Raw genomic sequence first — 11,762 nt, forward strand, 5'->3', positions numbered from 1 at the left:
GCCGAATCAATCCGAGATGAACGGGCTGCCGCAGTATGTACTATACCACTGGTTTCCGGCGTGATGAAATTCAGGATCTTGTCGCTATAGTGTATGAGCAGGATCAGCGGGACGCGACGGAGGCACGTTTGTCTTGGCCGCCGGTTCTGGGGTTGTTCTGGTCGGTGGTGATCACGTTGGCGTATCTGCGCGGGAATCGTGTGCAGTGGGAGTTGGCGGAAACCTATGGGGTGTCGCAGTCGACGGTTAGTCGAGCGATCACGGGGGTGACACCGTTGCTGGCACAGGCGCTGCGGAGTGTCGTTCCGACGGCAGAGGAGCTTCGTGCCGATCGGCAGTACATCATCGATGGAACCTTGCTGCCCTGCTGGTCATGGGCCGCGGTGCCGGGTCTGTGGTCGGGCAAGCATCGCACCACCGGCGTCGTCGTCCAGGTCGCAGCCACCCTGGAAGGGCAGCTGTCGTGGATCTCCGACCCGACCCCAGGCTCCCGACACGACCTATATTGCCTCGACCAATCCGGCGCCCTCGACCACCTCGCCACATACCCCCCGATCGGCGATAAAGGATACATCGGGCGCGGCATGCTCACCCCGTTCAAAAAACCACCCGGCCGGGAACTTCTCGACTGGCAAAAAACATTCAACAAGAGCCTCAACCACACACGCGCCACCATCGAACGAGTCATCGCCCATATCAAAACGTGGAAAGTTCTCCACACAGACTACCGGCGGCCCTACGCCACATTTAAAACGACAATCTCGGCAGTCATCGGACTCATCTTCTACACACTTACCTGACGGAGCCTGAATAAGCCTCTAGGTGCCGTAGCCGCTGTCCCGGCCCCACTTGAGTCCGCGTTCCGCTTCTTGCTCCCGCTTGTGCAGCTCGGTCAGCAGTACATCCGCGTGGATGATCGCGCGGCGTTGCAGGATCTTCTCCGTGATCGGCCACGGCACGACGAGCTGGTCGTCGGTTTCGAATGCCGCTGGGTGCTGCAGGTCCTCAGCCGTCAGGCCGAGCTCACGGCAGACCGCCTCGACGTCCGTGATGTACATGAGCCCGACGTCGCGGTTAAATCCAAACTCGATGGCTTCAAGGGGCGGCAGTGCCTCCTCGACGAGCCAAGCAGCCCGTTCCTCTGTCGAACGGCTGACGATGTCGCTGGCTTCGCGCGCGGCCTCCCACTGGTCCTGGCTGTGCTGCCATGCCTCGGCGTGCTCCCAGAGGACCTTGAGCCGGGCCGGAGACACCCACTCCTCACGACCTTCCTGGGCCTCGTCGACGAAGCGCACCTGGATGCGGGGCGGCCGTTTGGTGCCGATCTTGAGCACCTCGACCTCCACGACCCGGTCGATGGAGCGGGCGCGGTAGGCCCAATGCTGGCCGATGGTGGGCTGGGGAGCGTCCATGCCTCAGGCCACAGATTCTCGCTGTAGGTCGATGATGTCCGGGTCGCCCGCTTCCAGCGCGTCGGACAGTGCGTCGGCCCCTCGTTCCTTGAACAGCCGTCGCTCGGCTTTGGTGATGGGTATGCCCATCACGAAGGCCACGGTCTTGGTGGTGAGCTCGATCGAGCCCAGGCCGGACCACAGGTACGGGGTAACGAGGAACAGGTGCGGTGTCGTCACCTCGCCGAACTCGTCGGCCACGATGTCGGCGAACAGGTTGTCGGGCTCGGCGGTCCAATGGTCGTGGGTCATGTGGTAGCCGGCGGTGGTCAGCACGCCGGCGAACTTCGGATCGTTGCTCGTGGCGACAAGCTCGACGCCGAGCGGCGGATCGAGGACGCCAGGTACTGCCAGGTCGGACAGCCCGATGGTGCAGAACGAGATCAGGCCGTCGTTCGGGCAGTCCTCGGAGGTCAGGACGCCGAGGTAGTAGCCGTCCTTGCCGTTGCCGTACTGGTGGACCGTCGGGTTCCCGCCGAACGCGGCGGCAGCGGTCTTGGCGACGGTCTTGTTGTCGGGGGTCGGGCTGCTCATCGGTCAGTCTCCGCCTAGGAACGTGTCGGTCTGGTCCTCGAACCTGCCAGAGCGGTTGGTACCCGGAGTCTCCGGCCGGTAGATGTCCGGGTTGTTGTGCTCGTCGAGGAACTCCTTGCGGCTGATACCGCGGTCCCGGGCGTTCTGCTGGTGCTTGCGGAACTCGTGGCCCGGCTTATGGCCCATGTCCCACTTCTCGGACGGCATGATCTCCTTGCCGGTGCCGGGGTCGCGGACCTTGCCGTGGGTGCCCTTCGCCCGGCCGAAGACGGTGTCCCGGACGCCCTTACGGTACCCAGAGGGGCGTTCGTAGTTGTCGCGCGCTTTGCGGGCCATCTCCATCGTGGCGGCCCCGATAGCGGCCGCGCCACCGGCGACAAGCGCCCCCGACGCGACCGCCGCCGGCACACCCACGACCGCCCCGACCCCGGTCAGGCTGATGCCTCCACCGCCGACGACACCGGCTGAACCCACTACGACGGCCGCCGCTCCACCGGCCGCAGCCACGACCGCCGCGGGCCTGTCGAGCGCAGCCTGCCCGGCTGCGGCCAGGACAGCCCCGACCTCTCCGGCCGCGCCTGCGACACCGTCGCCGACCCGTTCCCAGAACGGCTTGGTCGGCGCGGCCGCGGTCGCCGCTCTCACCACGTCGGCGGCTTCGGCTCCAGCCCGGTCGAGTTGGTCCTGCGCGTCCTGGAGCATGGCCGTAGCGACCTGGCGGGCAGGCGCTCCGGGGTCGACGAACGGTGTCCGGGTAGCCCCGGCCGCGGTGCCGCGGTCATGGAGGTCGGCTGCCTGGCGGGAGACCGCGGGAGCCTGCGTCAGCTGCTCTTCAGCTGTGCCCGCCTGGCGTTGGGCCCAGGCCAGGACGTCCGCGTAGCGCCCGACTGCGGCCCGGCGTCTCGGAAGGCATCGGCGGCGGTGAACCACTGCGGCGTGAAGCGCCCGAACGAGTCCCGGAAGGCGTCGGCGGCCGGCCCGCTCCAACCGCTCTGGGTGTCGACCGCACGCAGCGCGCTTCCCGTGGCTTCCAGGGTCTGGCTGAACCTGGTCAGCTCGGCGGCAAAGGTGTGTAGCTCGGCCGGATCACCGGGGACGACGTTGGTGGTCGACATCGTCAGTCTGTCGGGCCGGACAGCAGCCTGCCTGCGGCCTGGTCGTCGTTCCGGTAAGCCTCCGCTGCCTGGACGAGCTCGTAGGAGAAGCGTTCGGCATCGGCGGACATCTGGCGGGACGCACGACCCCACGCGTCGGCGAAGTCCGCCACGGCGATGGACAGCCCGGCATGGCCGACCGCCTCGGCAGCGATCCCGGAGAGCCCCGCGGTCGAGGTGTCGGCAGCCGCTGACCTGATGGCATCAGCCATCCCGTCCAGCGCACTGGTCGTTACGTCGAAGCCATCCGGCACGGGCCAGCAAGCTACGGGGGAGCGGGGCTGACTGCGGCGGAACGCTTCAACCCGTTCGCGATTGCGACCGGCGGGATTCTGAGTGCGCGCCGTCGGATGACACCCCGGTCACTGCGGACAGGGGAGGGCCCTACGTGTATGCCCCCCATCTGTCCCCAGGGAACCAGTAGTGCGCCCAGCACCGCTTCCACCTCGCCACTTGCCGCGGCCGGTACTTCCACGAGGTCCTGGGGCCGCGGAGGAGTGCGGCATCGCGACGGGTGGATCGGCTGAGACTGAGCCTTTCCCAACCTGTTTTCCCTGGTGGGAGGGCCCGAAGCCCGTAGCGATGGCCCCTGGCGCCGCCCCAGAAAGCCACCGCCGCGGCACCCAGCAGCCGATCCCTCCCCAGGAGCAGGTCAACGCCGCACTGAAGCGCTGAACGGCCCCCACACCAGCGGCGAAGACGGGTTCAACGCGATATCGCGCCCCAGCTCCTCCGCTCCGATCCCACCTGACCAGCACAAACAGGTTGGGAAAGGCTCACTTATCGCGCGACGCCAGATTCGATAGCTATACGAACGCAATACCGGCGCAGCACCTCACAACTGTCTTCATCAAACTTGATGACTTATCCGTGCGCTCGCAGCAAATGGAGGCTTATTCAGGCTCCGTCAGGTAAGTGTGTAGAAGATGAGTCCGATGACTGCCGAGATTGTCGTTTTAAATGTGGCGTAGGGCCGCCGGTAGTCTGTGTGGAGAACTTTCCACGTTTTGATATGGGCGATGACTCGTTCGATGGTGGCGCGTGTGTGGTTGAGGCTCTTGTTGAATGTTTTTTGCCAGTCGAGAAGTTCCCGGCCGGGTGGTTTTTTGAACGGGGTGAGCATGCCGCGCCCGATGTATCCTTTATCGCCGATCGGGGGGTATGTGGCGAGGTGGTCGAGGGCGCCGGATTGGTCGAGGCAATATAGGTCGTGTCGGGATCCTGGGGTCGGGTCGGAGATCCACGACAGCTGCCCTTCCAGGGTGGCTGCGACCTGGACGACGACGCCGGTGGTGCGATGCTTGCCCGACCACAGACCCGGCACCGCGGCCCATGACCAGCAGGGCAGCAAGGTTCCATCGATGATGTACTGCCGATCGGCACGAAGCTCCTCTGCCGTCGGAACGACACTCCGCAGCGCCTGTGCCAGCAACGGTGTCACCCCCGTGATCGCTCGACTAACCGTCGACTGCGACACCCCATAGGTTTCCGCCAACTCCCACTGCACACGATTCCCGCGCAGATACGCCAACGTGATCACCACCGACCAGAACAACCCCAGAACCGGCGGCCAAGACAAACGTGCCTCCGTCGCGTCCCGCTGATCCTGCTCATACACTATAGCGACAAGATCCTGAATTTCATCACGCCGGAAACCAGTGGTATAGTACATACTGCGGCAGCCCGTTCATCTCGGATTGATTCGGCAAACCAATATTCGCGATGGACGGGCTGTCGCCCAACCCGACACGCCGGGCTAGATCGTTATTTCACGGGGCCTGAATAAGCCTCATAGATGAACCGGCCGGATTTTCCGATGGCTAGAGCGATCGCACAGATCATCGCAGAGACTGGCGTTGGCACCGTATTCGGCGTACCTGGCCAGCGAGTGCTCCCGCTATTCCACGAGCTTGTTAATGGACTCGGTGTGACCCTGATCGTCACACGGCATGAGCAGGGTGCTGCGTTCATGGCAGACTTGAACGCCAGAGTGAGCGGCTTTGGCTGTTGTGTTGCGACATCCGGCCCCGGCGCAACAAATCTTCTGACTGGTATTGCCTCTGCGTGGATGGACAGCGTGCCAATGGTGGCGATCACTGCACAGGCCGCTACGGACGAGTTTGGACACTACGGCATTCAAGAGGGCACCGGCGTCGGAAGAACTCCAGACGTGCTGGCAATGTTCGCCGCAACCACGAAGGCCGCACTCCGCCCTATGACACCCGAGGAGGTCTTGCCAGCTACGCGCGAGGCTGTGCGTCTCGCTCGGTCAGGAAGGCCCGGACCGACTCATCTAGATATACCAAGCGATATGTTGAGGCTTATTCAGGGCCGCCTGGCGGGCTACCTCGCTGCGGTCCCGACCTGGAGAAACACCGCACTTCATGATCACCCTGAATAAGCCTCGTTCCTTGCGGACGTTCCTACAATCGAACACGACAGTGAGCTGCATTCAAGTGAGGCAGAGAAGAATCGCCCGATCTTGAGCCCTTCTCTGCTTGCGCCCGCAATCGACCGGCTACGTCGTGCCGAGCGCCCGTTGATCCTGCTCGGCAACGGAGTCGCAATTTCGGGATGCACCCGATCAGCAGTCCAGTTTGCTGAGCGTGCAGGAATACCATTGGCCGGGACATTCATGGCTAAGACCGTGCTCGACGAGACCCACCCTCTAGTGCTCGGCCCAGTAGGTGCCTTCGGTCGGACCGCCGCAAACATCGCACTGCACCGAGAGGCAGACCTTGTGGTGGCAGTGGGTGTGTCGTTCAGCTGGCTCACATCCGCGGGCTGGTCTGCACATCTCGGTTCGGAGCGGCTAGTCCGTGTAGACCTCGACACAGCTGAGCTAGATCGCAACTACTCTTCAGCCACCACAGTGCACGCGGATGCCGCAGAGTTCTTTCAGTGTCTCGCTGTCGAACTCTCTGACTACCGTCGTGATGGTTCGGCCAGGGTCGCTGCACTGAATGCCGAGTATCCTGACCAAGTTGCAGTCCACACAGAACCGGAGCGACTACATCCCATCGAGGTCTGCGAGATTGTAAGCGACACGCTGGACGAGGCGACGTCGGTAGTCGCCGACGTCGGTCAGTTCGCATACTGGGTTGAGCGTCACGTGCGAACGCGGGGCAATGGCAGATTCCTGATCAATGGAGGACTCGGCAGCATGGGCCATGCTGTCGCGGGAGCACTCGGCGTCTGGACGGCGCGAAAAGAAGCGAACGTCACCGAAAGAGTACTCTGCCTGTGCGGTGATGGCGGTTTCATGATGGGGGCACCGGAGGTAGCCACAGCTGTGAAGGCTGGCGCCAACCTTGTCTGGCTCATCTTCAACGACCATGAGCTAGGAACACAGGCCGACTGGTTCGCGCGCCGTGGACATTCTGACTCACTGACAGCGAATCCAGACGTCGACTTCGTGTCGATGGCACATTCAATGGGCGCCCAGGCCACCCGTGTAACGTCGGCCGACGACTTGCGAACTGCCCTGAATACAGCCCTGAAAGGGGGTTGCCACGTGCTCGACGTTGCAGTGATGTCGGGCTCGCCTCCACTCGAGTTCGAGGGGCTCCTGTAGCGCACACCTTCCGACAAGTGTGAGGTTAGCCACGCCGCGTGGTCACCGAAGCGGCATGTGCAGGAAAGCCTTCGTGACGGGAGAGCGCCTCGATGTGAGGAGCAAGTTCCCAGAACGCACCCTCGTTCACTGCGGCAGTCGCGATGCGAGTAAGGAAGGTGTGAACGGTTACACCGCTGACTGTCTTTGCATAGCCGGATGTTGGAAGGGTGGCAGGTGTACCAATCACGAAGTTCGATGCCGACATCGTGGCCCACTGGCCCATCAGAACAGTGCCGGCGTGCCGAACCAACGGCAGCCAGTCCCCAGGCGCCTTAACAGCCAACTGAAGGTGCTCAGGTGCGTAGTCGTTCGCAATATCCATCGCCTGCTGCTGGTCCTTGGCCAGCACCAAGCCGCCGTTTACTGCAATAGAAGCCTCGGCGTAACCTTTGCGCGGTTCCGGCAGGCGGGCCAGCTGTACAGGGAGCTCGTTTACCACCGCCGCCAGCTCGTCAGCATCCGTACTAACGAGAACAGCGGACGAATCCGGACCGTGCTCTGCTTCGTTGATTAGATCCGCAGTGAGGTGCACTACGTTCGAAGTACCGTCGGAAATAATCAGCGCGTCGGTAGGTCCGAAGCCAACCTCAACGACGCACCCAGACCGCTGCACTTCAGCCTGCGCGATCTGAACGGCCGGACTGCCGGGACCGACAATCTTTCCTACTTTGGGGATTGAATCGGTGCCGTAGGCAAGAGCGCCAATTCCAGCTGGACCATTAACACGGAAAATCTCCGATATTCCAAGACGAGATGCCGCGTACAGCGTGGCGGGATCCACCGCACCGTTCGCTCCAGGCAGTGGCGGCACCGCGAGAACGAGCTTCGCCACCCCCGCCACGACAGCCGGCGTGCCGATCTGGATTAGAACCGAGGGGAAAGATCCCTTGCCTGAGGGAACAAACAGTCCGGCGCTAGCGACGGGGCGTACGAGCTCGCCCAGCTGCGTGCCACCAACGTCAGCGCTCCACGAAGTGCGTCTCATCGCCTCGACGTTGAACGCTCGGATGCGGTCGACGGCGGTATTCACCGCCGTGCGCAGATCGTCGGGAAGTTTTCCAGCGGCAGCTGCAACCTCGTCATCGCTAACCCGCAGGTCCTCAGGACCACACGAGACACCGTCGTACTCAGCCAAGGCATCGACGACTGCAGCGTCGCCACGCTCGGCGACGTCGGCAACCAAAGCGCGTACACCGGCCCGTAGCGGGTTGTCCTCCCCATCCGCGGCAGCGCCGCCCCGTGTTAGAAGCTGGATCCGCTGGCATTCGTCAAGGTCTGTCCAGTCCAGCACACAGAACCTAGGCGTCATCAGAACCTCCGAGTCATGAACGTGCCGTGGCAATACTACGTGGGCAGCTACCACCCCGGGCGAGCTGGCTGCCGTAGCGGGCTACAGACGCCCGCGGATCGTGGCAGGTCGGCATAGATCCTCACACGGCGCACGGACTCCCGCCGAGCCTCACAGTAAGCGCGTTTGCTGCGGATCGAACGCGGTCGGCCACCGCCTGCCAGGACTCAGGGGGATGGGTATCGCGTGGGAACATCACCGAGATCGCCGCGGTCGGCCTCATACTACGATTGCGAGCGCATACAGCGATTGATGTGAATCCGCTCCATACATCACCGTGCTCGACAGCAAAGCCGCGATTGCGACAGTCCGCAAGGAGCTCGCCCAGCTCAATAAGCGAGCGAGGCCCCCGCCCTGAACGGCTCACAAAAGTAGCTGGAGAAGAAAACAATGCTCGCAGCTGGCCAGGCGCCAACTCGGCCAGAATGGCTCGCCCCGGAGCCGTGAGATGAGCAGGCATCCTGACCCCGGGATCCGGAGCGATCGCATCACACTCATGAGGCTGCTCGCCGATCAAGTACACAACCTCGTGACCCTGAAGTACGGCAAGTTGCGCAGGCTGGCGCAGTGCAGTCGATAGTTTGCGGATCACAGGAGCGGCGAGGCGTTGAAGTGGAGGGTCTCGCAGATACGCGAAGCTCAGGTCGAGAGCAGCGTCGCCGAGTCCAAACATCTGAGACTCAGGAAAGTGTGCGACGAAGCCCTCCTGCTGCAACACCGAAAGCAAATGATAGGCGGTGGAACGGGGAATCCGAAGCTTCCGACTGATCGTACTTGCTCGGATCGGATGGGCACTTGCGGCCATCAGATTGAGTATCTGCAGCGTACGGCTCGCGGCCGGGACATCGCTACTCATCGAACGACTGTCTCCTTCAGACCGATAGCCAGGAGGCGGGGGGGGGGGGCACGAGACCTGATTGGACACACGAGACAGGACAATAACCCCATATGAACAGCTGTTCAACTGTTCTGGCGTTGCCGCTGACCAGTCGTCGTCTGGGGACCCAGACGCACGATGGCGCCGGCCAACTCACGTCCCGGGGCTGAACGACGCTGGAGGGCGGAGTCGTTCAGCCCAAGGAGGCGTTGCGTAGTGCTGCCCACCGAACATGGTGTGCCCGGACGTGAGACCGATCTGGCACCGCGCTTCCTGCGTCGGCTGCCGGGGCTGCATCCCCTAGTGCCCGCTCCGCACGCGCAGGACCCACCAGGGTTGAGATTGGCCCTGAACGAGAACAACTTCGGATGCTCACCTGCTGCTGTCGAGGCTGTCCGCGCCGGATGTTCGGCAAGACCCGTCGCGCGACTGCGTACTACGCGTGCGCACCGAAACGGGGGCAGCAGGTGCCCGACGGGCATCCTGGGAGCCTGTGGGTGCCCGAGCACCTGATCGTCGGTGCGCTCGGGGACTTCCTGGCCCGGCACGTGTTCGGCGACTACTGCAGCGAACTCCTGCGGGCCACGGTCGAGCAGCGCCACGGCGAGAGCGTGGCCGAGCACGCCGGGCAGGTGGCGGCGGTGCACGCGGCGATGGCCGACATCGAGAAGCGGCGGGCATCGCTGTTGCGGTCCATCGAGGTCGCCGACGACCTCGACGCGGACCTGCTGGCCGATATCAGCCGTCGCCGCAAGGAACTCGGCGCCGAGCAGGCCCGACTGCGTGAACGGGCCGAGCACCTGCGCAGCGTGGAGGTGGAACGGCCCAGCCCCGACCTGATCGACATGCTCCCCATCGGGTCCTGCGACCTCGACGCGCTGCCTGATGAGCTGTCCCGACGCCTGTTCGAGGCTTTGCGCCTGGAGATCTACTACAACCGCCACGACCACCGAGCCCGGTTCCGGGTCACCCTCACCGGCGAAACCGTCGGGATCGCCCAACAGGCCAGCAGTGCCGTGATCGTCCCTGAACAGCAGAAACCGGCCGCACCGGACGGTAGTCCGGTCGGCCGGTCGGGGAACGGCGGCCCGTTCCCATCTGTTGTGTGCCCCCGGCAGGATTCGAACCTGCGCTCCCGCCTCCGGAGGGCGGTGCTCTATCCCCTGAGCTACGGGGGCCGTGCGATGGGAGAACAGTAGCGCACAGTGCCCGGGCCCCCGGCACGGGGGCCCGGGCGTGATCAGCCCAGCGGCAGCGGCGCTGCTCCCCGTTCGGCGAGCAGCCCGCGCATCAGCTCGGCCTCGGAGTTCTGCGACGCGAGCATCTGGGCCGCGAGGTTGCGGACCTCGCCGGTGTCGGCGTGGTCGCGGGCGTACTCCAGCATCGACACCCCGCCCTGGTGGTGGCGGAGCATGAGCTGGAGGAACTCGACGTCCAGCGCGGTGCCGGGCGGGGTGGCGCGCAGCCGCGCGAGGTCCGCGGTGCTCGCCATGCCCGGCATCGTCGCGGTGCCGCCGGACATGCCGGACATACCCGCCATCCCGGCGTGCGCGGAGGAGCCCATCCAGGCCATGTGGCCACCGCTGGGCAGGCTCGGGGCGTCCCACAGGCCGAGCCAGCCCTGCATCCGGCCGACCTGCTGGTTCTGGGTGGTCTCGATGTCGAACGCCAGCTGGCGCACCCGCGGGTCGGTGGCGCGGTCGCGCTCCCAGGAGGCCATCTCGACGGCCTGGCGGTGGTGCACGGTCATGTCCTGGGCGAACCCGACGTCGACCGAGCCCGGCTCGGGCACGAACGGGCCGAACGCGCCGCGCACCGCGAACCCGGCGACGAGCACGGCCACGAGCGCGACCAGGCCGAACGCGATGGCCGGGGGGTTGTTCCAGGGGGAGCGCTCCTGCTGCGGGGCGCTCACTGCCCGGGAGCCGGCGCCGGCGCGGAGGCGGGCGCTCCGGGGACGGCCGGGTCGGGGGCGGGGGCACCGCCCGGGGTCGCACCCTGGTTCTCGGGCAGGACGGTCTGCCCGTCGACGGCGGACTGCGGCGGGATCGGCTGGAAGGCCGGCGGGTTGTCCTGGTCGAAGCTCTGCGCGCCGAGCGCGTCGCAGGAGGCGCCGACCTCGGGGTGGGTGAACCGGTTGAGCCGCAGCGCGCGGATGAACTGGTCGATGCGCTCGTCGTCGGCGTTCTGGACCTTCAGCTGGTTGCCCCAGGACTGCAGCGAGATCGGGGCGTCGAGGCCCGGGTAGGGCGACATGACCGTGTACGGCTGGCCCTCGACCCGCTGGGCGAGCGCGGCCTTCCCGGCCTCGTCGAGGGTGTCGGGGTTGTAGGCGACCCACACGGCGCCGTGCTCGAGGGAGTGCACGAGGTTCTCCGAGCGGACCGGGTTCGGGTAGACGACGCCGTTGCAGGCGGCCCAGAACCCGTCGTGCGCGCCGCCGAAGGGCGGGCTGTGGGTGTAGGCGACCCGCTGGAAGCCGAGCACGTGCTGCAGGCCCGGGTACTCCTGGCTGACGATGCCGGGGATCGCGAGCGCGGGGTTCCGATTGTCCTCCGAGGGCTCCCATGCCCGGTTCTGGTTGCGCTGCACCAGCGGGTAGACGATGAACGCCCCCGCCAGCAGCACCAGCACGGTGATCGCCGCGACCATGCCCCAGGGGAACTGGCGCTGGCCGACCGCGCTGGGCATCGACGGTCGCTTCTTGCCGGACTTGCCGCTGGCCATGGGGAGTCCTGTTCGTGGTCGGCGGGCGGTTTCGCCCGAGTCTAGGAAGGCCCCG

Annotated in this window: 13 protein-coding genes, 1 tRNA gene and 1 pseudogene; 3 read left to right on the top strand and 12 right to left on the bottom strand. The window is 65.1% G+C overall.

Annotated elements, in window-relative coordinates; all coding sequences use genetic code 11:
- Nucleotides 1-35: 35 nt before the first annotated feature.
- Complete coding sequence (locus tag KPL59_RS05480) at nucleotides 36-800, top strand: transposase (protein WP_226359944.1); 765 nt, start codon at nucleotides 36-38, stop codon at nucleotides 798-800.
- Between the two features lie 18 nt (nucleotides 801-818).
- Here the strand turns inward: KPL59_RS05480 and KPL59_RS05485 are convergent, their stop codons facing one another.
- From KPL59_RS05485 to KPL59_RS05510, 6 genes and pseudogenes are all read right to left on the bottom strand, one after another.
- The gene (locus KPL59_RS05485; protein WP_226360135.1) at nucleotides 819-1,412 is read right to left on the bottom strand and encodes a hypothetical protein; all 594 of its coding nucleotides are present in this window, start codon (nucleotides 1,410-1,412) and stop codon (nucleotides 819-821) included.
- Nucleotides 1,413-1,415: 3 nt separating this feature from the next.
- The gene (locus KPL59_RS05490) at nucleotides 1,416-1,985 is read right to left on the bottom strand and encodes a suppressor of fused domain protein (RefSeq protein ID WP_226360136.1); all 570 of its coding nucleotides are present in this window, start codon (nucleotides 1,983-1,985) and stop codon (nucleotides 1,416-1,418) included.
- 3 nt (nucleotides 1,986-1,988) lie between these two features.
- The gene (locus KPL59_RS37415) at nucleotides 1,989-2,327 is read right to left on the bottom strand and encodes an HNH/ENDO VII family nuclease (RefSeq protein ID WP_374111604.1); all 339 of its coding nucleotides are present in this window, start codon (nucleotides 2,325-2,327) and stop codon (nucleotides 1,989-1,991) included.
- 327 nt (nucleotides 2,328-2,654) lie between these two features.
- Nucleotides 2,655-3,100 (bottom strand): annotated as a pseudogene (locus tag KPL59_RS05500) (WXG100 family type VII secretion target); the annotation flags it as partial.
- A 2-nt stretch (nucleotides 3,101-3,102) separates the two neighbouring features.
- Entirely contained in the window at nucleotides 3,103-3,393 is a 291-nt protein-coding gene (locus KPL59_RS05505; protein WP_226360138.1) for a type VII secretion target, read from the bottom strand.
- A 653-nt stretch (nucleotides 3,394-4,046) separates the two neighbouring features.
- The gene (locus KPL59_RS05510) at nucleotides 4,047-4,811 is read right to left on the bottom strand and encodes a transposase (protein WP_226359944.1); all 765 of its coding nucleotides are present in this window, start codon (nucleotides 4,809-4,811) and stop codon (nucleotides 4,047-4,049) included.
- A 144-nt stretch (nucleotides 4,812-4,955) separates the two neighbouring features.
- Here KPL59_RS05510 and KPL59_RS37420 point away from each other — a divergent pair, with 144 nt between their 5' ends.
- Nucleotides 4,956-5,540, top strand: coding sequence for a thiamine pyrophosphate-binding protein (locus KPL59_RS37420; protein WP_226360139.1), 585 nt, complete (start codon nucleotides 4,956-4,958; stop codon nucleotides 5,538-5,540).
- An 81-nt stretch (nucleotides 5,541-5,621) separates the two neighbouring features.
- Complete coding sequence (locus KPL59_RS05520) at nucleotides 5,622-6,713, top strand: thiamine pyrophosphate-binding protein (protein ID WP_226360140.1); 1,092 nt, start codon at nucleotides 5,622-5,624, stop codon at nucleotides 6,711-6,713.
- A 25-nt stretch (nucleotides 6,714-6,738) separates the two neighbouring features.
- Here KPL59_RS05520 and hisD read toward each other — a convergent pair whose 3' ends face one another.
- The 6 genes from hisD to KPL59_RS05550 all read right to left on the bottom strand — a co-directional run bounded on the left by hisD (nucleotide 6,739) and on the right by KPL59_RS05550 (nucleotide 11,707).
- Entirely contained in the window at nucleotides 6,739-8,064 is a 1,326-nt protein-coding gene (hisD, locus tag KPL59_RS05525; RefSeq protein ID WP_226360141.1) for a histidinol dehydrogenase, read from the bottom strand.
- A gap of 121 nt (nucleotides 8,065-8,185) precedes the next feature.
- Nucleotides 8,186-8,959, bottom strand: coding sequence for an IclR family transcriptional regulator (locus tag KPL59_RS37425; RefSeq protein ID WP_226360142.1), 774 nt, complete (start codon nucleotides 8,957-8,959; stop codon nucleotides 8,186-8,188).
- 104 nt (nucleotides 8,960-9,063) lie between these two features.
- Nucleotides 9,064-9,981 carry a hypothetical protein gene (locus KPL59_RS05535; protein ID WP_226360143.1) on the bottom strand — a complete coding sequence of 306 codons (918 nt, stop codon included), beginning with the start codon at nucleotides 9,979-9,981 and terminating at the stop codon, nucleotides 9,064-9,066.
- 105 nt (nucleotides 9,982-10,086) lie between these two features.
- Nucleotides 10,087-10,158: transfer RNA gene (locus KPL59_RS05540), tRNA-Arg, on the bottom strand.
- 62 nt (nucleotides 10,159-10,220) lie between these two features.
- Entirely contained in the window at nucleotides 10,221-10,895 is a 675-nt protein-coding gene (locus tag KPL59_RS05545) for a DUF305 domain-containing protein (protein ID WP_020626015.1), read from the bottom strand.
- Complete coding sequence (locus tag KPL59_RS05550; protein ID WP_226360144.1) at nucleotides 10,892-11,707, bottom strand: DUF3105 domain-containing protein; 816 nt, start codon at nucleotides 11,705-11,707, stop codon at nucleotides 10,892-10,894. The genes KPL59_RS05545 and KPL59_RS05550 overlap by 4 nt, the downstream gene beginning before the upstream one ends.
- Nucleotides 11,708-11,762: the final 55 nt, after the last annotated feature.

This window comes from Pseudonocardia sp. ICBG1142, assembly GCF_020496255.1.
In the GTDB taxonomy this organism is placed as follows: domain Bacteria; phylum Actinomycetota; class Actinomycetes; order Mycobacteriales; family Pseudonocardiaceae; genus Pseudonocardia.